Consider the following 22,617-nt stretch of genomic DNA (forward strand, 5'->3'; position numbering starts at 1 on the left):
TTTGTGACGCAGAGTATGTAGGTGTAACGTGTGAAAAAAAGCAGTGAAGACAACTATGCGGTCTGGTATTACAGCAAGGATTTATTTTCATGACGACAAAATCAATACAGCGATGTGCATGGGTTAGCGATGACCCAATTTATCAGGCTTATCACGACACACAGTGGGGCGTGCCTGAAACTGATAGCCAATCCTTGTTTGCAAAACTCTGTCTTGATGGACAGCAGGCCGGGCTATCGTGGCTGACCATTTTAAAAAAACAGCGGAATTATGAGGAAGCGTTTTGTCATTTCAACCCTCAAGACATCGTTAAAATGGATAATGCGGATGTAGAAAGTCTGATGCAAAACAGCGGGATTGTTAGGAATAAACTTAAGATCCAGTCCATCATTAAAAATGCACGCGGCTTTTTAGAGATAGAAAAAACCCAGCCATTTAATACATTTATCTGGCAATTTACCGGTGGTAAAACATTAGTGAACGAATGGGAAAAATTCGATGACATTCCAACCTCAACAAAAGAGTCAAAAGCCATGTCGGTGGCATTGAAGAAAATGGGCTTTAGTTTTGTTGGTGAAACAATTTGTTATGCGTTTATGCAAGCGGTTGGCATGGTGAACGATCATGAAAAACATTGCCATTGCTATGAGCGGACAAAAGCCATGGCAATTAGTAAAGGCATTTAAACTTGGTGTGCTGGCTCAGAGGGTGTTAATAAAAAAAGCAGTATGGAAACCACACTGCTTTATATTACTTTTGAACGAATTGTAAAAGTCGTCTCAAACAAGTGCTTCGCAGAAGGTCTTAACGCCGGGTAACTCATCGAGTACCTTAGATTCGTACTCAGATTCTATTTGCTCTCGCGCTTTGTCTTGCTTTCTTCTTTCTTGTTTGGATAGCTGTTGTCTAGCCTCTAACACTGCAAAGCCGCTAATCTCGACAAAAAGCGCATGAGTATGCGGAAATTTAGCCTTGAAGTCAGGAGGGTTGTTTAGCGGAAGCGCATTTAATAAATTCACAATTCTAATAACGCCTTCAGATAAATCGCACTGCTGCTGCTCCATGGCTTTGGAAATAAGAATGATGCTTTCAGTGATATTAGCTACACGCGCGTTCGTCGCGTCGTTTTTGCGTTTTTTCTGTTGTTTGAGTAGAAATAGCAGTCTGCCTGCATAAAACCCAAGCCCTAAAATAACAACTAGCGCGAAACCAGTTAGTACAACCCACAGCATTTAGTTATCCCGTTCTAGTTCTTGAAATCGTCTATCTTAATAGCGTCTAATTCATCAAACGGATCGATTTCTTCCTCATCGTCTTCGTCAACGATACCAAGTAGGTCACACAGAATACGATGGCGTGCCATTTTTTCGTCAACATAACGCTGCTGCTCTTTAGAAAGAGACTTGTCTGCATCTAGCTTGTCAAGCAAGTCCGAGAGCCGCTGATCGGCTTCTAAGGCTGCTAATTCTTGGGCCGGAGTGGCATACTTTTTCTTTTCTACTGGCGTTGGCGCCACACCTTTAGCTTTCACCAGTTGAATTGGTTTCTTACTGCCTAGGCGCGGATCTTTCTTTTCATTGCTCTTGCCGCCGCCAGATTTGCCCTGTTCAACATTATGACGGCTACCAGCAGGCTTACCCTTATGTTTTTTAGGGCGAGGAGTATCAGATTTACGGTTTTCACTAGGCTTAAAGTCTGGATCTTTGCGAACACCAATAAGACCAACTTTGCGAGATTTCTTTGAACGTGACATATATTCCAAATACGAAATAGAGTAAAAGACTTGCTTATTATAGCGCGAATTCGTTAAAGCTTCTTCATCAAAACGACATCACTAGAGGGGAATTCAATGCTAAATGTGTCTCTGTGCGCAAGATAATTGAACGTAGCTTCACTGAAAAAGCTTACGTGGGTGGGATCGTTTTTATAATGCCATTGTTTAAATCGTTCTTTGCTCAGCACTCTTTTTGTCATGATGGCAAGAATGCCGTTTGGCTTAAGCATAGAATTGAACAAAGACCATTCTTTTGCGGGCTGATGAAAGTGCTCTATGGCTTCAGTACAGGTTATGACATCAAAAGATTGTTCTAATACTTCAATATTATCCGCATAAAAAGGATCATAAATACTAACTTCTAGCCCCTTTTCCTTCAGCAATTCTGCTAATACTGGAGCGGGGCCGCAGCCGAAGTCTAAAGCCGAAGAGCTTGGTTTAATATAAATTGATAGAGGTGTTAGAAGTTTACTTAAAAATGTTCTATAGCCATCGTCTTCAAAGCTATTCTCATGCTTGTCGTACTCACTCTTCTCGGCACCGGTACTAGGTAAAAACTCAGGAGAGACAAACACTAATTTACAGCATTGGCATTGAAAGTATGTGCGTTTGTTATCTTGGTGATAAAAGATAGTGTTGGAGTCGAAGCAAAGTGGACATTGCATATTGAGAAAAATAATTAGTTTGCGCTAAAAAGAAAAAAGGTGATGGTTTGCACCATCACCTTATTTTGAATGAGTGTCAGATGACACCTCTCCCGTTATTTACACATCGTTGTGCTCTATGCTTCCCTAGCCGTGCTCCCCTTATTTTTTTTATTAGCAGAGCGCTATTTTTGTTTTTGGCCTTCTTGGCGCTTTATCCAATCTTCCGTGGAGTATTTTATTATTATTCTTGTTATTTAGTCTGAAAGCTTACAAAGGCTGCAACAAACTATGCCGTTAGATTACACTAATAATTCTAAAATACAACTTTTTGAGTAACAAAAAATTAACAACGACAGAGGTTTTTTAAAAATTTAATGTAAACCAGCAACATAGTTAGATAAGATTTCGATGTCTTCATCTGTCAACTTCATCGCAATATCACGCATCATGCCATTCATGTCGTTATGACGTTGGCCAGAGCGGAACGATTTTAGCTGAGACGCAGTATATGTTGCGTGTTGCCCGCTGATATCGGGAAAGCCAGCTAAAGCCATGCCATTACCTTGAGGTCCGTGGCACGCAATACATGCAGTAATGCCGCGCTCTTCATCACCGCCTTGATAAAGCGCTTTACCCGCCTCAATATACTGCTCAGGGGTTTCACCTGGTGTAGCTTCCTGACTTGAGAAGTAGGCTGCTAAATCTTCCATATCCTGTGTGGACAATGGCGCTGCCATTCCATTCATTACCGCATTGTTACGGCCTTCTTCGCCACCAGTTTGTGACGCAAGCTTAAACTCAGTAAGTTGTTTAACAAGGTATTTTTCATGTTGCCCAGCTAATTTGGGGTTCATGTCAATCATACTATTGCCATCAGGGCCATGGCAGGCTGCACAAACAGCAGACTTTGCTTTGCCTGCTTCTGCATCACCTTTTGCTACTGCAGAGGCACTTAAACCTAGCGACAAACAAACCAACAAACACAGTTTTTTCATAAATAATCTCTTAAATGGTTCCAACGGCTCGCGTTATATACGTGATATACGTGATATCATACGTATTTTACACATTTAACGCGTCAGAAAAACCTATTCCATGATAAATCTAAGGGTTTTAGTCTGTTTTAATATTAAAAAGTTGTAAACCAGACGGTATGACGCATGTGGAGGTTAGTCTAGATGTCGTATTACACCAAAGCAACATTCTTTACCAGTGCACCTGATATCCGTCATTTGAAAGATGATACGGGTATTGAAGTTGCGTTTGCTGGTCGCTCTAATGCGGGCAAGTCAAGTGCACTAAATACATTAACTCGCCAAAAGAACTTGGCAAGAACCAGTAAAACCCCAGGAAGAACACAGTTAATCAATGTGTTTGAGTTAGAAGACAACCTGCGACTTGTAGATTTACCAGGTTATGGGTTTGCCAAAGTACCATTGGCAACGAAAATAAAATGGCAGAAGTCGCTGGGTGAGTATTTGCAGAAACGAAAGTCACTTAAAGGCCTTGTGGTTTTAATGGATATTCGCCATCCGTTTAAAGATTTAGACCAAGATCTTATCCATTGGGCTGTTGATGCAGGTATTCCGGTGCTTGCGTTACTTACCAAGGCAGACAAATTAAAATCTGGGAAGCGCAAAGCACAGCTTATGATGGCGCAGGAAGCAGCATTGGCCTTTATGGGTGATGTTACTGTAAACACGTTTTCTTCTCTTAATCGTCATGGTTTGCCGGAATTGGAACGTATGCTAGACCTTTGGTTTGGTAGGATTCAGCCAGAAAGCGATGAAGAGGCCGAAGCATAGTTTTTAATAGGCAAAAAAAATGCCCCACAAAAAGTGAGGCATTGAATGAGAGAAAACACATAAAAACCGTAGATATAGAGTAGGGCTGATACAGAAAGTTCAATTAACTCAGAAAATAATAAAAAAATTCCTCTAGGCCGCCTAGTTTTTGCTGTGCCAGCCACTTTTCTTCAGGCATAAAAAAACCCCGGCAAATGACCGGGGTTAAAGCAAAGGTTTGAAAACAGCTTTCTCACCTCTGTACCCTACATGGGTAATTTTACAATAAAGGCACAAAAAGGCAAGACTGATTTGTAATTTAATTACTAAAAATGCCTAATTTACATCCATCTTAATTAATTAAGTTGTAATCAAATTACTTAAATTGATGATTTATGACGCTAAGCTAAGTTTGGCGCCATAAGAAATGAAGTTGAAATTAGTGAGCTTCATCCCAGTTTTCACCAATGCCTACCTCCACATCAAGAGGTACATTAAGCGTTGCAGCACTTTCCATAAGTGCTTTAATCGTATCGACATAGTTATCAATTTTGTCTTCTTTTATTTCAAAGACTAATTCATCGTGTACTTGCATCATCATTGTCACATCGTCGCTGGCATTCTTTGCAATCCAGTCATCCACTTTAATCATCGCCATTTTAATGATGTCTGCTGCAGTTCCTTGCATTGGCGCATTGATAGCCGCTCGCTCGGCTCCCTTTCGTCGCGCTCCGTTGCTCGCTTTAATGTCAGGTAGGTATAAACGGCGTCCGAATACAGTTTCAACGTAGCCCTTATCTTTTGCACTTTCTCGAGTACTATCCATATAGTCGAGAACACCGGGATAGCGCTCGAAGTACAGATCCATGTATTTCTGCGCTTCGTTACGCGGAATATTGAGTTGTTTTGCCAAGCCAAAAGCACTCATACCATAAATAAGACCAAAGTTAATGGCTTTCGCGCTTCTACGCTGGTCAGTGGTAACGTCATCAAGTGCAATACCGAAAACTTCAGCTGCTGTTGCTTTATGAATATCTTTTCCCTGGGCAAAAGCGTCTAGTAAACCTTTGTCTCCCGATAGGTGCGCCATAATGCGAAGCTCAATTTGAGAATAATCCGCAGCTACAATTTTGTTTCCTTTTCGAGGAACAAAAGCTTGCCTTACACGGCGACCTGCTTCATTTCGAATTGGAATATTCTGCAAGTTAGGATCTGTAGACGATAATCTACCCGTTGCAGTAACAGCTTGATGATAAGACGTATGCACTCTTCCGGTACGGTGATTTATCATTTTAGGCAGTTTGTCTGTGTAGGTATTTTTCAGCTTTGTTAAGCCTCTGTACTCCATAATCTTCTGCGGTAATGAATATTCTAACGCCAACTCTTGCAGTACGTCCTCTGATGTCGATGGCGCACCTTTAGGTGTCTTTTTAACTACAGGCAGAGACATTTTTTCAAATAGAATATGCTGGAGCTGTTTTGTAGAGCCTAAATTGAAAGATTCTCCAGCTTCTTCATGAACTTCTTTTTCAAGTTCAGCAATACGCGTCGCTAAATCTTGGCTTTGCTGTCCAAGTTTCTGGCTGTCAATTAATACCCCCTGCTGTTCCATACGAGACAATACGCATGCCAATGGTACTTCAACGTCGATAAGAAGGCGCTTAAGTGAATCGATAGGCTCTAGCTTTTTCCAAATTGCATTGTGTAAACGCAGAGTAATGTCTGCATCTTCGGCGGCATAAGGGCCTGCTTCATTTAAATCGATTTGATTAAACGTTAATTGCTTCGCTCCTTTACCTGCAATGTCTTCAAAATGTATAGTTTTGTGCCCTAGATAAGCGAGGGCTAGTGAATCCATATCATGACGCTGTGCAGTGCTATTCAACATGTAGCTTTCTAGCATAGTGTCGAAGCCAATTCCGTTAAGGGTAATGTCGTAATTCGCAAGTACGTTTTTATCATACTTGATGTGCTGTCCTACCTTTATTGCGGATTCAGACTCTAAAATAGGTTTTAGTGCATCGAGTACCAGGTCTCTTGATAATTGCGCAGGAGCATCAGGGTAGTCATGTGCTACAGGAACGTATGCTGCCTTACCTGGCTCTATGCAGAATGAAACGCCGACAATTTCCGCCTCCATATAATTGAGGCTTGTAGTTTCTGTATCAAATGCAAATAAGTCAGCTTTTTTTAGTTTTTCTATCCATGCAGAAAATTGCTCTTCATCAAAAATGACTTCATATTGAGATTTGTCGATCGACTCAACATCTGAGAAAGCGCTTTCTGAAGTTTTATCCTCGCTGCTAGAAGCTTTACTATCCGAGGCCTGTGCTTCAGAAGATCCAGATTCACCAGCATTGAGGAGCGCACTCACTTCCGAATGCCAACGTTTAAATTCGTACTCTGCAAATAGATCGCGTAATGCTTCATTATCGGCGCTTGTCGGCATTAAGGCTTCTATATCGTAATCCAGTTCTAGGTCTACGCTAATAGTAGCTAGAGTATAAGATAGGCGAGCCTGCTCTTCATACTCTGCCATTTTCGCTGCCATCGACTTACTACCTCGAAACGACAGATCGGCAATTTTATCGAGATTTTGATATATATCGTCTATGCCGCCAATACCATTAAGAAGGGCTTGGGCACTTTTATCACCTACGCCTGGAACGCCCGGAATGTTATCAACCTTATCGCCTTTCAATGCCAAAAAGTCGATCACTAGTTCTGGCGGGATCCCGAACTTGGTTTTTACTCCTTCAACATCCATAACCTGATTAGTCATAGTATTGATAAGTGTGATGTGTTGGTTAACTAGCTGCGCCATATCTTTATCGCCGGTACTAATAACAGTATCAATACCTTTTTCGGTGGCATGTTTTGCAAAGGTGCCAATAACATCGTCGGCTTCTACACCTGGCTCAACAATTACCGGTAAGCCCATTGCTTTGATAATAGTATGAAGAGGTTCAATCTGGCTTCTCAACTCATCTGGCATGGCTGGACGGTTGGCTTTGTACTCGGGATAAATATCATCTCGAAAGGTCTTGCCTTTGGCATCAAATACCACTGCCATATGTGTTGGGTTATATTGCTTAATGAGACTTTTAAGCATGTTAACCACACCATAAATGGCCCCAGTATCCTGACCTTTTGAATTTGTTAGTGGTGGTAAACCGTGAAACGCACGAAACAGATAGGAAGAACCATCAACAAGGATAAAAGGTGACTTTTTAGATTCAGGCATAGAGGGCTACTTTTCAACAGAGATAATGAGCGCAAGGATGCCACAGGAAAGGAAAGATCGCCATATAAGGGCGCGAGATTAAAAAATGCTTGGCCTGTGGATAACTTTGTGATCTAAATTTTCAGGCGAACGGATCCACTTGATCACAAAAAATTGTTTGATCAATACCAGATGCAAGAAAAATAAGGGAATGAAGCAATATTAGAATTACAGCGTACCTGCTACAGAACATTCCATTTTATGTGGATAACTTGGTTTGCGTATTTTTTCGTTTAACCAAATCAGCGCAATAATGTAGCATAAGAATTCACAAATAATATACGTTATGTTAAGAACTTTTTTAAAAGTTTTGGTTGTTTTATAGCCAACAATTGCATAAGTCATAAAGTACATAGTCTGGAGGAAAATATGAAGCAGGTTGCTGTCATTCTAAGTGGAAGTGGTGTTTATGATGGTGCAGAGTTACAAGAAGCCGTCTTGTCATTACTAGCGATCGAGTCTGAAGGAGCGTCGTACCAGTGCTTTGCGCCTGACGTCGACCAATTACATGTTATAAACCATTTAACAGGTGAAGTGGCAGAGGGTGAAACCAGAAACGTATTAGTTGAGTCTGCACGCATTACTCGTGGAGATATAAAGCCACTGTCAGAATGCGACGTAAGTCTTTTTGATACACTCATTTTGCCGGGTGGCTTCGGTGTTGCAAAAAATCTTTGCACTTTTGCAGTAGATGGCGCCGAGTGTTCATTCAATGAAGACGTTCTCACTGTATGCCAAGCATTTGCAAAAGCTAAAAAGCCAGCGGCTTATGCGTGTATTGCTCCGGCGCTTGCTGCAAAGGTTTATGGGAATGGCGTAAAGCTTACTATTGGTAACGATGAAGCAACTGCGCAAGGACTTAACGCTTTAGGTGCAACCCATATAGATTGCAAAGTAGATGATGTGGTTGTTGATAACGAGATGAAGTTAGTTACCACCCCCGCTTATATGCTTGCCGAGAACGTATCGCAAGCCTATCGCAGTATTACTAAAATGGTAAAAACAGTACTTTCAATGAAATAGACTATATAGTGTCTGTGTGAGGAGGAAAAACAAATGTTTTCCCCCTCACAATATAGCCCTATAATCGATGTGTAAGCGCTAATTGTTTTTTCGTTACACATTCGCGACTTAACAATACGAGTCACTATAAAAAGAAAGGCCATCACACAATGCACTATCGTGCCATCATTCGTATTCTAGGGTTACTCATTGCACTTTTCAGTGTAACCATGATCCCTCCTGGTATTGTCTCATTGATATATCAAGATGGAAGTGGCCTTCCTTTTACCCTCGCATTCATATTGTGTGTATTAGGGGGGATGGCATTATGGTATCCCAATAGACAGCAAAAAAATGATTTGAGAGCGCGAGAAGGCTTTTTAATTGTGGCACTGTTTTGGTCGGTGCTCGCAAGCGTTGGGGCCATTCCGCTTATTTTGCTAGAGCAACCTAGCATGACAGTAACAGACGCGTTTTTTGAATCTTTCTCAGGGCTTACTACTACTGGTGCTACAGTAATAGAGGGGATTGATTTTTTACCTCATTCCGTTCAGTTCTATCGTCAACAGCTTCAATGGCTAGGCGGTATGGGGATCATTGTGTTAGCCGTGGCTATTTTACCTATCTTAGGTGTTGGGGGGATGCAGCTCTATCGTGCTGAAACACCAGGCCCGGTTAAAGATAATAAGATGACGCCGCGTATTGCCGATACGGCAAAGCATCTTTGGTATATTTACCTTTCTATTACTATCGCTTGTGCCGGGGCTTATTGGCTTGCTGGTATGAATGTCTTTGACGCAATTTGTCATGCATTCTCCACCGTCGCCATTGGAGGTTTTTCAAACCATGATGCCAGCTTAGGTTATTTTTCCAGTCCTATGGTAAACGTAGTGTGTACCGTATTTTTACTAATAGCAGCGCTTAACTTTTCACTTCACTATGCTGCAGTAAGCTCTCGTTCTATGCGTGGATATTTCAAAGATCCTGAGTTCAAAGCTTTTTTCATTATTCAGGCTACGCTGATTTCAATTTGCTTTCTTGTTCTAACACTTTCTGGTTATTACAGTTCTGCCGAAACCGCTTTAGATCAAGCAATGATTCAAGCGGTGTCTATAAGTACAACCGCAGGTTTTGCTACCACAGACTTTTCTGTCTGGCCTACCTTTTTGCCTATTATGCTTATTTTTTCCAGTTTTATCGGCGGCTGTGCAAGCTCTACCGGCGGTGGATTAAAGGTGGTGAGAGTGTGTTTGCTGTTTTTGCAGGGTAAACGTGAGGTAGACAGGCTCATTCACCCCAAAGCTGTGTATGCAGTAAAATTTGGCGATAGAGCAATGCCGGACAAAGTGGTAGAAGCGGTATGGGGCTTCTTTTCAGCCTATGCAATTGTATTCGTACTTATCATGATAGGGCTAATTGCCACGGGGCTAGATAACTTAAGTGCCTTTACTGCAACAGCTGCCATGCTAAACAACCTTGGCCCAGGCTTAGGTAGCGTTGCTGCAAATTATGCAGAGGTAACTGATGGCGGGAAATGGTTGCTGGTGTTAGCAATGGTATTTGGGCGATTAGAAGTATTTTCGTTGCTTGTACTTTTCTCTCCAACGTTTTGGAGAAGCTAAGTTTTGTTGATAAATCGATTTCAACAAAGCACCGCTATTATCAGATAACTATTGATAAACAGCTGCCTATCTTTTTAACCGAAGAAGAAAGCGCTTGGTTGGAATAGCTTCTCTACATCGCTGATATACTTTTTATCAACTAAGAATAGAATGATGTGATCGTCGGCCTCTATCTTTGTATCACTATGGGCAATGATCACCTGATCGTCTCTTACCACAGCGCCAATCGTTGTTCCTGGTGGTAACTTAATATCGCCAATTTGTTTGCCCACCACTTTAGAGGTATTCTCATCACCATGGGCGATTGCTTCAATTGCTTCTGCCGCGCCTCTGCGAAGTGAGTAAACGTTCACTATGTCTCCACGCCTTACATGAGTAAGCAGGGCAGATATGGTTGCCTGCTGAGGAGAGAAAGCAATATCAATTTCCCCACCCTGAACTAAGTCAACATAGGCGCCTCGTTGAATAAGCACCATTGCCTTTTTTGCGCCCATTCGCTTGGCTAGCATGGCAGACATGATGTTGGCTTCATCGTCATTAGTGACTGCGATGAATGCGTCCACCTGCTCGATATTTTCTTCGCCTAATAGTTCAGGGTCGGAGGCATCTCCGCTAAATACAATGGTTTTGTCTAAATGAGCAGCAAGGTATTTCGCTCGCTCTGCGCTAAACTCTATTAGTTTAACGTTATGGTTATGCTCAAGCTTCTTCGCTAGACCTGCTCCGATTAACCCACCGCCTGCGATCATAATGCGCTTATAGCTAGACTCTAGCTTTTGTAGTTCGCTCATTACCGCCCGGATATGTTTGGTTGCGGCAATAAAAAAGACTTCATCGTCTGCTTCTATCACAGTGGTGCCTAATGGGCGAATAGGGCGTCCGCGACGATAAATTGCCGCTACCCGTGTTTCTACATTCGGCATATGATCTTTCAATGCAGACAGAGCGTGACCTACGAGCAGTCCACCATAATAAGCTTTTACAGCAACAAGGCTTGCTTTGCCCTCGGCAAACTCAACAACCTGCAGTGCGCCAGGATAGTCTATTAAGCGTTTTATTGCTTTGGTTACGAGCTGTTCGGGCGCAATGATATGGTCGACGGGAATATCTTGTTGTTTATAAAGTTGAGCTTGGTAAATGATATATTGTTCAGAGCGAACTCGGGCTATTTTAGTGGGTGTTTTAAATAGACTGTACGCTACCTGACAGGCGAGCATATTACTTTCATCACTATTAGTAACAGCAATGAGCATATCGGCATCTTCCGCCCCAGCGCTTCGTAGTACATCAGGGTGAGAGCCAACGCCGGTGACAACTTGCAAATCGAGTCTATCTTGAAGTGAGCGCAGAATATTGGGGTCTGAGTCAATAACGGTAATCTCGTTATTCTCACCCACTAAGTTTTCAGCTAGCGTTCCACCAACCTGACCTGCACCCAAAATGATGATTTTCATCGTTATTAACTAGCCCTGTTACCTAATTGCGCAAGACGACTTTACCAGTCTAGCATAATAGAAACCATCCATTTGTTGCTCACCCGGCAGAATCTGACGACCAGGATTTTCATTGGTTTCTGTCTTAATTATTGGTTGCAAATTGGCGTCTTCCGTTTCGGCAATAAAGCGAGCAACTTGTGCCTTATTTTCTTTCGGTAGAATTGAGCATGTTGCATAAAGCAGGGTGCCACCAGGCTTTAACAACTTCCACAACGCACTCAATATCTCTCGCTGTAATGCAGCTAAATTATCTATATCGCTAGACTTTCTTAGCCAGCGAATATCGGGGTGGCGGCGAATAACTCCTGTGGCAGAGCAGGGCGCGTCTAGTAAAATACGATCGAAGAGCTCTCCGTCCCACCACTGTGATGGATTGGTAGCATCACCTTGTTTGATTTCGACACTGTGTTTGAGGCGATCCATATTTTCGTGCACTCGCTGTAATCGCTTTTCATCAGCATCAAGTGCTAAGCAGTAAGCCAACTTAGGTGCTAATTCAGCAATGTGACCCGTTTTACCGCCAGGTGCTGCGCAACAATCGAGAACTCGCTCGCCATTTTGAGGGTTGAGATAATGCGCAGCAAGTTGTGCTGCGCCGTCTTGAACGGCAAAAAAACCTTTATCAAAACCAGGCAAGGCTGTTATGTCTTCTCGTGACTTTAAAACGATCCCGTTTTCATGCTCATTGCTAAATGAAAATTCAACGTTTGCTTTTGTTAATAGCGAAGCAAAGTCATCTTTGTGTATTTGGCGAGAGTTTACCCTAAGCCAGATAGGGGCCATGTCGTTGGTAGCCTGTCTGACTGCATTGGCGTCATCGTTATATGCCGATTCTATGGCTTTAAAAAGCCACTTTGGGAGGCCGCTATTAATAATCGGATCTTCAACTGGGCGTGAGGCCAAGTCTTCTCGCTGAAAGTTTCGCAATACGGCGTTTACTAAACCTTTAAGTCCAGTTCCGCCTAAATATGATGCGGCTGCAACTGTCTCGCCCACCGCTGCGTGTTTACTTACCCTTGAAAAGGCAAGTTGATAAAGCCCCAACATGATTAAGTGTTCGAGTACTTTTTTGTTCCCTTTAAGAGGGCGGTCGAGCAGTGTTCGAAGCCAGTGTTGTAATAATGGCAGTTTTCGCATCACGCCAAGAGACATTTCTTGTAGCCATGCGTTATCGCGAACGTTGTGCCTTCTCTGAACCCTTTCTAAGCAGTCTCTAGATGACTTCCCTTGCTCAAGAATTTGATAAATAACCCACGCGCAGTCTGCGCGCAGGTTCTTTTGTTTTGGTAACGGGAGTGGTTTCACAACGAATCTACTTGATGTAATGAGCAACCTGGTTCGAACCAAGCTTTACGTGCATTAATAACGTCAGCAGCAGATAAAGGCTTTTTACCAGGAATTTGTAACAATGTTATTGTTAAGGCATCTTTGCCTGTTGCTACTGTAATGCCCGATTTATTCGCGCTTATAATTGTGCCAGGGCTCACATCAACTGAACAAGGCTCTACGAACGCTGACCATACCTTAACGTTTTGTTTCTCTACTCTCATCCACGCCACGGGCCACGGGTTAAACGCTCTGATATTTCGCTCAATTTGCTCTGCGCTTTCTTCCCAATTAATCTGAGCTTCTTCTTTGGAGAGCTTTTTCGCATAACTTGCGAGTGCGTCATCTTGTTTTTGCGGTGTTATGCTTACTAAGCGTTGCAAAACATCAATCAGCGCTATTGGACCAAGCTCAGCAAGTTTGTTGTATAAGGTTGCACTTGTATCGTTACTCTCAATGGGAAGTGTAGCTATATGAAGCATATCACCGGTGTCTAAACCTTCGTCCATTTGCATAATAGTTACGCCAGATTCAGCATCGCCAGCCCAGATTGAGCGCTGTATTGGCGCAGCTCCACGCCATTTAGGTAATATAGAGCCATGTACATTAATACATCCGTATTTAGGCGCATTTAAAACAGCTTTTGGCAGTATCAAACCGTAAGCAACCACCACCATAATGTCAGCATTGAGTTCGGCTAGAATGCGCTGTGCCTCTTCTTCTTTCAAAGATTCAGGTTGGTAAATAGGTATATGGTGTGTTTCTGCGAGCTGCTTAACTGGGCTTGCGGTTAACTTCTTTCCGCGTCCAGCAGGGCGGTCGGGCTGAGTATATACAGCGATAACCTCGTGCTCACTTTCAATAAGAGCCGCTAAGTGTTTAGCTGCAAAATCCGGGGTACCGGCAAAAATAATTCTAAGTGGCGCTGTCACGGTTTTCCTTAAGCTCTGGCTGCTAGTCTAGCTTCTTTTTCGAGCTTTTTGCGAATACGTTGACGCTTTAACGGCGAGAGGTAATCGATAAATAAAACGCCTCTAAGGTGGTCAAGCTCATGCTGAATGCAAATCGCAAGTAGCCCCTCTGCTTCTAACTCAAAGCTGTCGCCATTAGCATCAAGTGCTTTCACTGTGATAGCTTCTGCACGCTCTACTTTTGCATAGTTGCCGGGCACAGAAAGACAACCTTCTTCGCTGATTGTTGCGCCTTCTTTTCGCGTAATTTCAGGGTTAATGAAAACGCGAGGTTCGTTTTGTTCCTCTGACACATCCATCACCACAACCTGAACGTGACGATCTACTTGGGTAGCGGCAAGACCGATACCTTTTTCGTCTTTCATTGTTTCAAACATGTCTGAAACAAGTTGCTTAATTTCGTCGTTCACGTTGTCGACCGGCTTTGCTACCGTGCGAAGACGTTCGTCGGGAAAACTTAATACATCTAATATTGCCATTTGTCGCTTACTTTGCCTTTTCGCTGTATAAATTCATATACGATCTATTTACCAACGCACTTTACAGTGCCAATTTACTTACTATTCTAACGTATAACACAGACTTTAGTGCAGTTTTTTGCCATAGTCCTTTAAGAACACGCGTAACTGTCGATATAGTGGTATTGTCTTAAAAAGCAACAATAAGCGACAGCGAAACTTTTGCGGGAATCTAATTTGAATATGCGATTAAAAAAATATGGGCAATTAATAATAGCTGCAACGTTGGCATTTCTAACTTTGCCTGTGCTCGCCCTGCAGCTCAAAGACAGTGCTCCGCAAACTTACACGGTAAAACGCGGTGATACGTTATGGGATATCGCAACTATTTTTCTCAACAAGCCGTGGCTATGGCCTGAGTTATGGAGAACGAATACACAAATCGACAACCCTCACTTAATCTATCCCGGCGATGTTATTATTGTGGGCATGATAGACGGCGAACCCGTGTTTTCAATCCAGCGTGACAAACCCTTTCTTTCGCTTTCTCCCCAGGCTGAAAAGCGAGTAAAACCGTCGCCTATAGATACATTGGATTGGAGTGCTATTGCACCGTATATAAATCAACACACCATCATTGATTTAGACAGCTTCGATATGATGCCAAGGGTGTTAGGAAATAAAGACGCGAATGTGCGCTTTGCCGCTGATGATTTGGTTGTCAGTGAGCCGAATTTCAATACTACTGAACAGTTACACGTAGTGAGAAAGCAATCTATCATCAAAAACCTCGATGGAAGAGTATTAGGGGTGCAGGTTTCTCACGTAGCTGATGCCCAGGTATTTACAGAGTCGATAGATGACGACTCGATGCTACTGTCGCTTACTCAGTCTACCCAAGAGACGAATTTGGGAGACAAGTTGTTCGAGGGGAACTTTTCCCATGAGAAAAGCTTAGTGTTAAAACCGGCTACAGTGCAGAGAGGCTTTGTTATCGGTGATGTTCACGATCACGATTTATTGGGAAAATACGATGTGATTATTCTCGATTTGGGTGACTCGGAAGTAGAACCCGGTACCGTAATGGGCATTTATGCAAAGGGCCCCTCTATCATCAACGACGATACGCCTAAATACGTTACCAACTCACAAATACAAAGCGGGCGTGAGTGGCTTATTAATGCAGTAGAGCAGCCGGCCCTTAAAGTGGGAGAGGTCATAATCTACAAAACTTTTAGCGCGGCAAGCTATGGCTTAATCACCCGAGCAAACACAGGTATAAAACGCGGCTTTATAGTCGCAAATCCATAACGCGACATATGATAATTGCCGCGCTAACTACGGAGCGGCAATGCATCATTCTTCAAGTACCCTTTCCAAAAATGCAGCAGCATGGCTTCGTCTAGCTTCCTCATACAGCATAGCGACGAAAAAGTGGTTAGCGCTGTTAGCTAGCTTATCTTGTAGGCCTGAAGATCTATTCAATGTTAACCCTGAGCGTTCTCTGCCAGAAAATGCTAAAACCTTATTGAACAAAGTTTGCGAGAAGTCGGTTGAAAAAGCATTAATATGGTTAGACGAAGCATCCGAAAATAAAATGATCACTTTCGGTTGTTGCGATTACCCAGATATGCTCGCAAGTTTAGATAATCCACCTCTCGTAATTTTCGTTAAAGGTAATGCGTCGCTGTTGCAACAGTCGCAAATAGCGATGGTAGGTAGTCGTCGAGCAAGCTTTCAAGGCAAGAAAACAGCTGAAGAGATGGCAGCAGCGCTTTCTATCAAAGGCATTACAGTAACAAGCGGCATGGCGCTTGGTATAGATGCAGCATCGCATAAAGGCGCTTTACATGGATGCGGTAAAACCATTGCAGTAATGGGCACAGGACCAGATTCTATTTACCCTTTTAAACACAAATCACTACATTCTGATATTCTTGCAGCTGAAGGTGCTATTATTACAGAGTTCTTCCCCGGTATTCCTGCCAAAGCTTGGCATTTTCCAAGGAGAAATAGAATCATTGCAGCAATGTCTTTAGGTACGCTGGTGGTAGAGGCAAAAATTCAAAGCGGTACCTTGATAACAGCAAATATGGCCGCAGATCTGGGGCGAGATGTTTTTGCTATTCCCGGGAGTATTTTTAATACGCATGCCCAAGGATGTCATTGGTTAATTCAACAGGGCGCTAAATTAGTTACGAATGTTAATGACATTTTCGACGAATTAGCCATTGAGGCGTTACCTGAAAAAGAGAGTAGGTGCGTTGAAAGTGAAAAAAGTGAATTGAATAGCTTGGCAACTGATAAATTATTAGCTAGTGTGGATTACGACGTTACCGCAATAGATGTTATAGCGCAGCGCGGCTCCATGCCTGTCCAGCAGGCCATGGCATTATTACTAGAATACGAGTTGTGCGATTTAGTAACTGCTGTCCCTGGCGGTTACATTAAATTGAGGGGCAATTAAAATGTTCGATATCCTCATGTATCTGTTTGAAAATTTCATCCATAGTGAGACTGAAATACGTGTCGATCAAGATGAACTGACCGACGAGTTAGTGCGGGCTGGTTTTCATCATGATGAGATATATAAGGCGCTCGCGTGGTTAGAAAAATTAGCTGCTTTGCAAGAAACAGACATTAAGCCTTATTTTTGTAAGGGAATTAATACAAGTTTAAGCCGCATTTACACGCATGAAGAGCAAATGCGTTTAGACGTAGAGTGCAGAGGCTTTCTTATGTTCCTTGAGCAAGTTAACGTGCTCGATGCTTCTACTCGAGAAATGGTCATCGATCGAGTAATGGAAATAGATTCTAACGAATTCTGTCTAGAAGATTTAAAGTGGGTTGTGCTTATGGTGCTGTTTAATGTACCAGGAAAAGAAAAAGCGTATGCCCAAATGGAAGATTTGCTTTTTGAAGAGCCAGACGGCGTTCTTCATTAATGCACTCCAATGATAAGCCAGTAGCCGCCCTACAGTATTGCAGTGGTGGCTTTTATCATTACGCAGTTATCCACGTTATCCCACCATGCCTAAAATAGACCACTCGTTATTTTCAGCAAATGAGCACGCACTAGAAGACAGTTTTGGTGATTGTCCTGACTGCGGTAAGCCGTTACATATAAAAAATAGCAAAAGCGGTCCGTTTATTGGTTGCACTGCTTATCCTGCCTGTAATTTCAGTAAACCCTTACACGATAATCAAACCACCCTACTCAAAACGTTAGACGGAGTAACGTGTCCTGATTGCTCATCAGAGCTGGGAATTAAGAAAGGCCGCTATGGTATGTTTATTGGCTGTACCAATTTTCCAGTTTGCCACTTCATTGCACCGCTTAAGCAACAAGAAGAAACCCACGTTCATTGTCCAAAATGTAAAGTGGGTGAATTAATTTCCCGCACCAGCAAATATGGGAAACAGTTTTTTGCCTGTAATCATTATCCCAAATGCAGATATGTGCTAAATTCTGAACCCATCAATGAAGCGTGTCCAGAATGTGGTTGGGGCGTATTAATTCACAAAAAAAGTGAATATGCATGCCCTCAGCCTTTATGCGGCTTTAAAAAATAAACATCACTTAGAGATAACAAACAATGTCTGATACCCAAAACGGGAGCGTAGATATATACAGCCCGGATGACGAAGGGGCAGCTAGCAGCGATCCTATTGTTGAAGCATTTCACGCCGGTAAGCTTTTGGTGTATCCCACAGAGGCCGTTATGGGCATTGGATGTGACCCAGATAACAAAGCCGCAGTGGATTTCCTACTGAAGACAAAGCAGCGCCCTGTAGAAAAGGGCGTTATTCTGATTGCTGCTAACTATAGTCAGTTGCTTCCCTATGTCGATGACGAGGCGGTGCCACAACACCGGCGTACTGACATATTTTCAAGTTGGCCTGGTGCCATAACCTGGTTATTACCTAAGTCGAAAACGGCTCCTGAGTGGCTAACGGGCTCTCATGATAAAATTGCAGTTCGAGTGACAAATCACGCTGTAGTCACAGGTCTGTGTAATAAACTAGGCAAACCTATTGTTTCTACCAGCGCAAACTTAGCAGGGCAGCCACCGGCCCGTTCTATCGAAGAAGCGAGAGATATATTTGGCAACTCTGTTACTTATGTTGATGGCGAAGTAGGAGGGAATGACAAACCCAGCACGATAAGAGATGGAGACACAGGAGAAATAATCAGATCATGATGTCAGCAGAATTACTTGATGGCAAAAATGCCGCCGAGGTTATTGAAGCAGTAAAGTCTTATCTACTAAACCTGCAAGATACTATCTGCCAAACTATAGAGTTGGCCGATGGTAAGGGACAATTTGCTGAAGACAGCTGGGTTCGAGAAGAAGGCGGCGGCGGTCGCTCTCGTGTCATGAAAAATGGCAATGTGGTTGAGCAGGGTGGGGTAAACTTCTCCCATGTATTTGGTAGCCAAATGCCAGCATCTGCAACGGCTAATCGCCCAGAATTGGCTGGCAGGAATTTTCAGGCAATGGGGGTATCATTGGTTATTCATCCTCATAATCCTTATGTGCCTACGTCTCACGCCAATGTTCGCTTTTTTATTGCAGAAAAAGAGGGCGAATCACCCATTTGGTGGTTTGGTGGTGGATTTGACCTCACGCCGTTTTATCCTTTCAAAGAAGATGTTCAACATTGGCACGACACCGCTAAAAAGTTGTGCTTGCCTTTTGGAGACGATATTTACTCGAAATATAAAAAGTGGTGCGACGACTATTTTTATCTCAAGCATCGCAATGAAACTCGTGGCGTTGGAGGACTGTTTTTTGACGACCTGAATGAGTGGGGGTTTGACCAATCATTTGCCTTTATGCAGGCAGTGGGTAACGGATATATTGATGCCTATGTGCCCATTATTGAGCGACGAAAAAATACTGCGTATGGTGAGAGAGAGCGAGACTTTCAGCTTTACCGGAGAGGACGCTACGTAGAGTTTAACTTAGTGTTCGACCGCGGCACGCTATTTGGCTTACAGACCGGGGGGAGAACCGAGTCTATTCTAATGTCTATGCCGCCATTAGCGCGCTGGGAATATTGTTATTCTCCGGCCTCTGGCAGTGCAGAAGCAAAATTAACAGATTGGTTGAAGCCAACAGACTGGTAACGAAAGCTGAGTTGTTGTCATTAGTCTTAACTAATCCAATTATCATGCGAGCTTTTTACGCACAAAGTGAAGCGTAGCCGTGTTGAAAGCCCCCTCGGCTACGTGTTTTCAACCTTCTCTTTTGATCTAAATCAACATTGAATCTGAAGCGTATTCAGTAGCTAGCGAAACTTGCGCTAGATCAACACCTCTCGTACTACAGGCGTTAAAGTGGCGCCATCTTATTTAAATACACGAGAGACACACTATGCGCACACAAACTATATCAGCAATCTGTCTTGCTCTAGCGGCTGTTGCTCCGTTCGCTAATGCTCATCAACAAGGTGACTGGCTTGTTCGAGGCGGTTTAACAACTGTAGCGCCAGACGAATCTACCTCTAATATTGTTGCGGGTGGCGCCGACTTGGGCGTTGCGTTGAATATCGGAAACGATACGCAGCTTGGTCTTAACATAGCCTACTTTGTTACAGACAACATCAATATTGAATTGCTTGCAGCGACGCCGTTCAAACACGATGTTGAGTTTTCAGTGGCCGATCCATTGGGCACTGGCAATAAGCTTGGTGAGGTAACACACCTTCCGCCAACATTAACCGCTAACTACTATTTCAACGATGCCAGCTCAGCATTTCAACCTTATGTTGGCGCGGGCATTAACTACACGTTTATCTTCGACGAAGAATTTACTTCGGCAAATAGCCAAGCTGGCCTGAGCGATTTATCACTGGATAATTCTTTTGGCTTATCTGCTCAAGTGGGTATGGATTATATTGTTGATGACAAATGGCATGTAAACGCGTCGGTTCGCTTTATCGATATTGACACAGAAGCCAGCTTTAAAGTTGGTGAAGCCAGCGGTGCGGTAAACGATATAGAAATTGACCCTTGGGTTTATACTGTGTCGGTTGGTTATACTTTCTAACCAAACGCAATGCTATGCAACTGCGAAATATGCCAAAAAGAGCATAAACCGTTAAAAAGTCTGCGCGTCACTGAGTTTGCCTCTATTTGATTTTTATCTTTTAGGACAATACGGTTCAGTAACGCGCTTTTTTATTTTGAATTAATCATATGGCTAGACAGTTGCTCTAATGCCTGAAGCAGCTTGTTCGCAAGCATAATGTCATCTGTAGTAGAAAACATTGCCTTTCTCATGCAGTACATCCATTGCTCTTTTAAAGCTGGAGTGACATTAAAAGGCAAATGGCGAGCTCTCAATCTAGGGTGGCCGAATTGCTGTTGATAGTCATCGGGACCTCCCATCCATAAACTCAAGTAAAGAAAGAATACGTGCCGTATTCTATCAAGAGGCATTGGATGCATAGCCAGTAACTCTGCGGCTAGTGGATCGGTTTCCATTACATCATAAAACCTATTTGCTAGTTCTCGAACTTTCTCCTCTCCACCTATGCGGTAATATGGTGTAGTCTCATCTACGCGGTTTTCGCCCTTTCGTTTTATATTAAAGAAGTTACGTATTCCCATGAAAAAATTCGCCGTATTTGGAAATCCTATTGAGCAGAGTTTATCACCAACCATTCATCAAATGTTTGCTGAACAATGTGAAGAGGTCATTTCATATGAAAAAATATTAGCGCCAGTTGATGGCTTCGTTGAAAAGGCGTCATCGTTTTTGGCACAACCAGAGGCGGTTGGTTGTAACGTTACTATGCCGTTTAAACTCGATGCGTTTAATATGGCAAATATAGATGACCAGGCAGCGCAAGACGCACAGGCCGCAAACACGCTGATGAAGTGTCCGGATGGTTCGATTAAAGGTTTCAATACAGACGGCGTTGGGTTAGTTAATGATTTGTTGAACAACAATGTACAGCTCGAGAATAAGCGTGTGCTGTTAATTGGCGCGGGTGGTGCGGCACGTGGCGTAATATCTCCCTTATTAGAAGCTTCAGTTGCTCAGTTAATCATTACCAATAGAACATTAGAAAAAGCGCAGCAAATTTCCGCGGCCGTGAGCAACTCAAATTTAGATGTCGTTGCGCTAGATGATATTGCCGCTATAAAGCCGCATATAACTATTAATTCAACGGCTGCGAGTTTGCATCAAGAGTTACCCTGCCATATGTCTGAAGCACTATTAGATGAATGCGAAGTTGTTTACGACATGGTTTATAAAAACTCGCCGACCGTGTTTATGCAAGAGGCGCATAAATATGGAGTCAAAAAGCGTTTAGACGGCTTGGGCATGTTAGTTGAGCAAGCTGCTGCTGCATTTTCTATATGGACTGGAAAACAGCCAAAAACTAATGCCATAGTGAACAAGGTCCGTGAGCTTATAAATAACCAGTGACATACAGAACGAGTAAACGCTATTTGTAAAAAGAGCGCAGAGAATCTTTAGAATATAAAAATAGCCTTCTACAGATAGTATTGAATAAGAAGGCGTAAGTTCAATAGTGCTTGTATGGCTAGCAAACGGCTATTTGGTATCTTCGATATATTCGTCTTTCAAAATAACGTAGTTAATAGCAGATTGTTTAAGGAACGCCGATTCACTTTCCTTAAGGGGGCGTTTCTTTTGCATTGGATTTCCAACATAAAGGTATCCGCTTTCTAAACGCTTGTTAGGAGGCACCAGGGTACCCGCACCTATAAACACATCGTCCTCCACAATAGCGCCATCCATGATTATCGCGCCCATACCAACAAGTATTCGATTTCCCAGCTGGCAGCCGTGAAGCATGCATTTATGACCTACGGTAACATCATCGCCTATAATAAGGGGAAACCCGTCGGGATTCTGCGTAGAGCGGCGAGTAACGTGCAGTACTGTGCCGTCTTGAATATTAGTTCTATTTCCAATCTGAATTTTGTTAACGTCTCCCCGTCCGGCAACTAACGGCCATATGCTGCTGTCGTTACCAAGAGATACGTCTCCCACTAACACAGACGACTCATCAATATAACAACGTTCACCTATATTTGGTGCTACTGATTTGTACGTGCGTAAAGCCACTAGGTATTTTGAGCGTTCGGAAAGAATGTGACACTTTTTTTAAAATAAGTGTTGACGTGAGCGCTCATTTCCCTAAAATGCGCATCCGCTTCGGGGGAAAAGCAAAACAGCAACCCTCCTGAAGTAAGTCTCTACTACCTTTATAG

General features: G+C 42.9%; 23 protein-coding genes. 12 read left to right on the forward strand and 11 right to left on the reverse strand.

Going from position 1 to position 22,617, the window contains the following annotated elements:
- Positions 1 to 89: 89 nt before the first annotated feature.
- Positions 90 to 686 carry a DNA-3-methyladenine glycosylase I gene (locus BM528_RS00055; RefSeq protein WP_071978138.1) on the forward strand — a complete coding sequence of 199 codons (597 nt, stop codon included), beginning with the start codon at positions 90 to 92 and terminating at the stop codon, positions 684 to 686.
- A gap of 93 nt (positions 687 to 779) precedes the next feature.
- On the opposite strand, the gene BM528_RS00060 is transcribed toward BM528_RS00055, so the two are convergent.
- From BM528_RS00060 to BM528_RS00075, 4 genes are all read right to left on the reverse strand, one after another.
- The gene (locus tag BM528_RS00060; RefSeq protein WP_071978139.1) at positions 780 to 1,232 is read right to left on the reverse strand and encodes a DUF2489 domain-containing protein; all 453 of its coding nucleotides are present in this window, start codon (positions 1,230 to 1,232) and stop codon (positions 780 to 782) included.
- Positions 1,233 to 1,246: 14 nt separating this feature from the next.
- The gene (yihI, locus tag BM528_RS00065; RefSeq protein ID WP_071978140.1) at positions 1,247 to 1,753 is read right to left on the reverse strand and encodes a Der GTPase-activating protein YihI; all 507 of its coding nucleotides are present in this window, start codon (positions 1,751 to 1,753) and stop codon (positions 1,247 to 1,249) included.
- Between the two features lie 53 nt (positions 1,754 to 1,806).
- Entirely contained in the window at positions 1,807 to 2,349 is a 543-nt protein-coding gene (locus tag BM528_RS00070; RefSeq protein ID WP_232230529.1) for a class I SAM-dependent methyltransferase, read from the reverse strand.
- Positions 2,350 to 2,792: 443 nt separating this feature from the next.
- The gene (locus tag BM528_RS00075) at positions 2,793 to 3,416 is read right to left on the reverse strand and encodes a c-type cytochrome (RefSeq protein ID WP_071978142.1); all 624 of its coding nucleotides are present in this window, start codon (positions 3,414 to 3,416) and stop codon (positions 2,793 to 2,795) included.
- A 183-nt stretch (positions 3,417 to 3,599) separates the two neighbouring features.
- On the opposite strand from BM528_RS00075, the gene yihA reads away from it, so the two are divergent.
- Positions 3,600 to 4,226, forward strand: coding sequence for a ribosome biogenesis GTP-binding protein YihA/YsxC (yihA, locus tag BM528_RS00080; protein ID WP_071978143.1), 627 nt, complete (start codon positions 3,600 to 3,602; stop codon positions 4,224 to 4,226).
- A gap of 418 nt (positions 4,227 to 4,644) precedes the next feature.
- On the opposite strand, the gene polA is transcribed toward yihA, so the two are convergent.
- Positions 4,645 to 7,449 carry a DNA polymerase I gene (polA, locus tag BM528_RS00085; RefSeq protein ID WP_071978144.1) on the reverse strand — a complete coding sequence of 935 codons (2,805 nt, stop codon included), beginning with the start codon at positions 7,447 to 7,449 and terminating at the stop codon, positions 4,645 to 4,647.
- A gap of 408 nt (positions 7,450 to 7,857) precedes the next feature.
- Between polA and elbB the strand changes: the two genes are divergently transcribed.
- Both elbB and BM528_RS00100 read left to right on the forward strand, forming a co-directional pair.
- Entirely contained in the window at positions 7,858 to 8,511 is a 654-nt protein-coding gene (gene elbB / locus BM528_RS00095; RefSeq protein ID WP_071978146.1) for an isoprenoid biosynthesis glyoxalase ElbB, read from the forward strand.
- Between the two features lie 149 nt (positions 8,512 to 8,660).
- Positions 8,661 to 10,112 (forward strand): TrkH family potassium uptake protein, encoded by a 1,452-nt coding sequence (locus BM528_RS00100; RefSeq protein WP_071978147.1) that lies wholly within the window; start codon positions 8,661 to 8,663, stop codon positions 10,110 to 10,112.
- Between the two features lie 74 nt (positions 10,113 to 10,186).
- On the opposite strand, the gene trkA is transcribed toward BM528_RS00100, so the two are convergent.
- Genes trkA through def form a run of 4 tightly spaced genes read right to left on the reverse strand, consistent with a single transcriptional unit; the run spans position 10,187 to position 14,384 of the window.
- A complete protein-coding gene (gene trkA, locus BM528_RS00105; RefSeq protein ID WP_071978148.1) occupies positions 10,187 to 11,566 on the reverse strand; it encodes a Trk system potassium transporter TrkA in 1,380 nt (459 codons plus the stop codon).
- Positions 11,567 to 11,584: 18 nt separating this feature from the next.
- The gene (gene rsmB / locus BM528_RS00110; protein WP_071978149.1) at positions 11,585 to 12,913 is read right to left on the reverse strand and encodes a 16S rRNA (cytosine(967)-C(5))-methyltransferase RsmB; all 1,329 of its coding nucleotides are present in this window, start codon (positions 12,911 to 12,913) and stop codon (positions 11,585 to 11,587) included.
- Positions 12,910 to 13,866 carry a methionyl-tRNA formyltransferase gene (fmt, locus tag BM528_RS00115; RefSeq protein ID WP_071978150.1) on the reverse strand — a complete coding sequence of 319 codons (957 nt, stop codon included), beginning with the start codon at positions 13,864 to 13,866 and terminating at the stop codon, positions 12,910 to 12,912. Before fmt ends, rsmB begins: the two co-directional genes overlap by 4 nt.
- An 8-nt stretch (positions 13,867 to 13,874) precedes the next feature.
- Positions 13,875 to 14,384: a peptide deformylase gene (def, locus tag BM528_RS00120; protein WP_071978151.1), complete on the reverse strand. Its 510-nt coding sequence runs from the start codon at positions 14,382 to 14,384 to the stop codon at positions 13,875 to 13,877.
- Positions 14,385 to 14,606: 222 nt separating this feature from the next.
- On the opposite strand from def, the gene BM528_RS00125 reads away from it, so the two are divergent.
- The 7 genes from BM528_RS00125 (at position 14,607) to BM528_RS00155 (ending at position 20,416) form a co-directional block, all read left to right on the forward strand.
- Positions 14,607 to 15,674 carry a LysM peptidoglycan-binding domain-containing protein gene (locus BM528_RS00125; protein WP_071978152.1) on the forward strand — a complete coding sequence of 356 codons (1,068 nt, stop codon included), beginning with the start codon at positions 14,607 to 14,609 and terminating at the stop codon, positions 15,672 to 15,674.
- Between the two features lie 40 nt (positions 15,675 to 15,714).
- Positions 15,715 to 16,830 (forward strand): DNA-processing protein DprA, encoded by a 1,116-nt coding sequence (gene dprA, locus BM528_RS00130; protein WP_071978153.1) that lies wholly within the window; start codon positions 15,715 to 15,717, stop codon positions 16,828 to 16,830.
- Position 16,831: 1 nt separating this feature from the next.
- Positions 16,832 to 17,308, forward strand: coding sequence for a DUF494 family protein (locus BM528_RS00135; RefSeq protein WP_032095212.1), 477 nt, complete (start codon positions 16,832 to 16,834; stop codon positions 17,306 to 17,308).
- An 85-nt stretch (positions 17,309 to 17,393) separates the two neighbouring features.
- Positions 17,394 to 17,936 (forward strand): DNA topoisomerase family protein, encoded by a 543-nt coding sequence (locus BM528_RS00140; RefSeq protein ID WP_071978154.1) that lies wholly within the window; start codon positions 17,394 to 17,396, stop codon positions 17,934 to 17,936.
- A 23-nt stretch (positions 17,937 to 17,959) separates the two neighbouring features.
- Entirely contained in the window at positions 17,960 to 18,565 is a 606-nt protein-coding gene (locus tag BM528_RS00145) for a Sua5/YciO/YrdC/YwlC family protein (RefSeq protein WP_071978155.1), read from the forward strand.
- On the forward strand, positions 18,562 to 19,494 hold the full coding sequence (gene hemF, locus BM528_RS00150; RefSeq protein WP_071978156.1) for an oxygen-dependent coproporphyrinogen oxidase: 933 nt from the start codon (positions 18,562 to 18,564) through the stop codon (positions 19,492 to 19,494). The genes BM528_RS00145 and hemF overlap by 4 nt, the downstream gene beginning before the upstream one ends.
- A gap of 247 nt (positions 19,495 to 19,741) precedes the next feature.
- Complete coding sequence (locus BM528_RS00155) at positions 19,742 to 20,416, forward strand: OmpW/AlkL family protein (RefSeq protein WP_071978157.1); 675 nt, start codon at positions 19,742 to 19,744, stop codon at positions 20,414 to 20,416.
- Between the two features lie 131 nt (positions 20,417 to 20,547).
- On the opposite strand, the gene BM528_RS00160 is transcribed toward BM528_RS00155, so the two are convergent.
- Positions 20,548 to 20,979, reverse strand: a complete 432-nt coding sequence (locus tag BM528_RS00160; protein WP_071978158.1) for a group II truncated hemoglobin — start codon at positions 20,977 to 20,979, stop codon at positions 20,548 to 20,550.
- On the opposite strand from BM528_RS00160, the gene aroE reads away from it, so the two are divergent.
- Complete coding sequence (gene aroE, locus BM528_RS00165; RefSeq protein ID WP_071978159.1) at positions 20,978 to 21,805, forward strand: shikimate dehydrogenase; 828 nt, start codon at positions 20,978 to 20,980, stop codon at positions 21,803 to 21,805. The two genes, BM528_RS00160 and aroE, sit on opposite strands and share 2 nt — an antisense overlap.
- A 129-nt stretch (positions 21,806 to 21,934) precedes the next feature.
- On the opposite strand, the gene BM528_RS00170 is transcribed toward aroE, so the two are convergent.
- A complete protein-coding gene (locus tag BM528_RS00170; protein WP_071978160.1) occupies positions 21,935 to 22,471 on the reverse strand; it encodes a gamma carbonic anhydrase family protein in 537 nt (178 codons plus the stop codon).
- Positions 22,472 to 22,617: the final 146 nt, after the last annotated feature.

It is taken from the genome of Alteromonas sp. RW2A1 (genome assembly GCF_001886475.1).
Taxonomy (GTDB): domain Bacteria; phylum Pseudomonadota; class Gammaproteobacteria; order Enterobacterales; family Alteromonadaceae; genus Alteromonas; species Alteromonas hispanica.

Bases quoted from the DNA above. Each gene is read 5' to 3' on its own strand.
- BM528_RS00055 (WP_071978138.1), top strand. From the start codon at position 90: ATGACGACAAAATCAATACAGCGATGTGCATGGGTTAGCGATGACCCA.
- BM528_RS00060 (WP_071978139.1), bottom strand. From the start codon at position 1,232: ATGCTGTGGGTTGTACTAACTGGTTTCGCGCTAGTTGTTATTTTAGGG.
- yihI (WP_071978140.1), bottom strand. From the start codon at position 1,753: ATGTCACGTTCAAAGAAATCTCGCAAAGTTGGTCTTATTGGTGTTCGC.
- BM528_RS00075 (WP_071978142.1), bottom strand. From the start codon at position 3,416: ATGAAAAAACTGTGTTTGTTGGTTTGTTTGTCGCTAGGTTTAAGTGCC.
- yihA (WP_071978143.1), top strand. From the start codon at position 3,600: ATGTCGTATTACACCAAAGCAACATTCTTTACCAGTGCACCTGATATC.
- polA (WP_071978144.1), bottom strand. From the start codon at position 7,449: ATGCCTGAATCTAAAAAGTCACCTTTTATCCTTGTTGATGGTTCTTCC.
- elbB (WP_071978146.1), top strand. From the start codon at position 7,858: ATGAAGCAGGTTGCTGTCATTCTAAGTGGAAGTGGTGTTTATGATGGT.
- BM528_RS00100 (WP_071978147.1), top strand. From the start codon at position 8,661: ATGCACTATCGTGCCATCATTCGTATTCTAGGGTTACTCATTGCACTT.
- trkA (WP_071978148.1), bottom strand. From the start codon at position 11,566: ATGAAAATCATCATTTTGGGTGCAGGTCAGGTTGGTGGAACGCTAGCT.
- def (WP_071978151.1), bottom strand. From the start codon at position 14,384: ATGGCAATATTAGATGTATTAAGTTTTCCCGACGAACGTCTTCGCACG.
- BM528_RS00125 (WP_071978152.1), top strand. From the start codon at position 14,607: ATGCGATTAAAAAAATATGGGCAATTAATAATAGCTGCAACGTTGGCA.
- dprA (WP_071978153.1), top strand. From the start codon at position 15,715: ATGCATCATTCTTCAAGTACCCTTTCCAAAAATGCAGCAGCATGGCTT.
- BM528_RS00135 (WP_032095212.1), top strand. From the start codon at position 16,832: ATGTTCGATATCCTCATGTATCTGTTTGAAAATTTCATCCATAGTGAG.
- BM528_RS00140 (WP_071978154.1), top strand. From the start codon at position 17,394: ATGCCTAAAATAGACCACTCGTTATTTTCAGCAAATGAGCACGCACTA.
- BM528_RS00145 (WP_071978155.1), top strand. From the start codon at position 17,960: ATGTCTGATACCCAAAACGGGAGCGTAGATATATACAGCCCGGATGAC.
- hemF (WP_071978156.1), top strand. From the start codon at position 18,562: ATGATGTCAGCAGAATTACTTGATGGCAAAAATGCCGCCGAGGTTATT.
- BM528_RS00155 (WP_071978157.1), top strand. From the start codon at position 19,742: ATGCGCACACAAACTATATCAGCAATCTGTCTTGCTCTAGCGGCTGTT.
- aroE (WP_071978159.1), top strand. From the start codon at position 20,978: ATGAAAAAATTCGCCGTATTTGGAAATCCTATTGAGCAGAGTTTATCA.
- BM528_RS00160 (WP_071978158.1), bottom strand. From the start codon at position 20,979: ATGGGAATACGTAACTTCTTTAATATAAAACGAAAGGGCGAAAACCGC.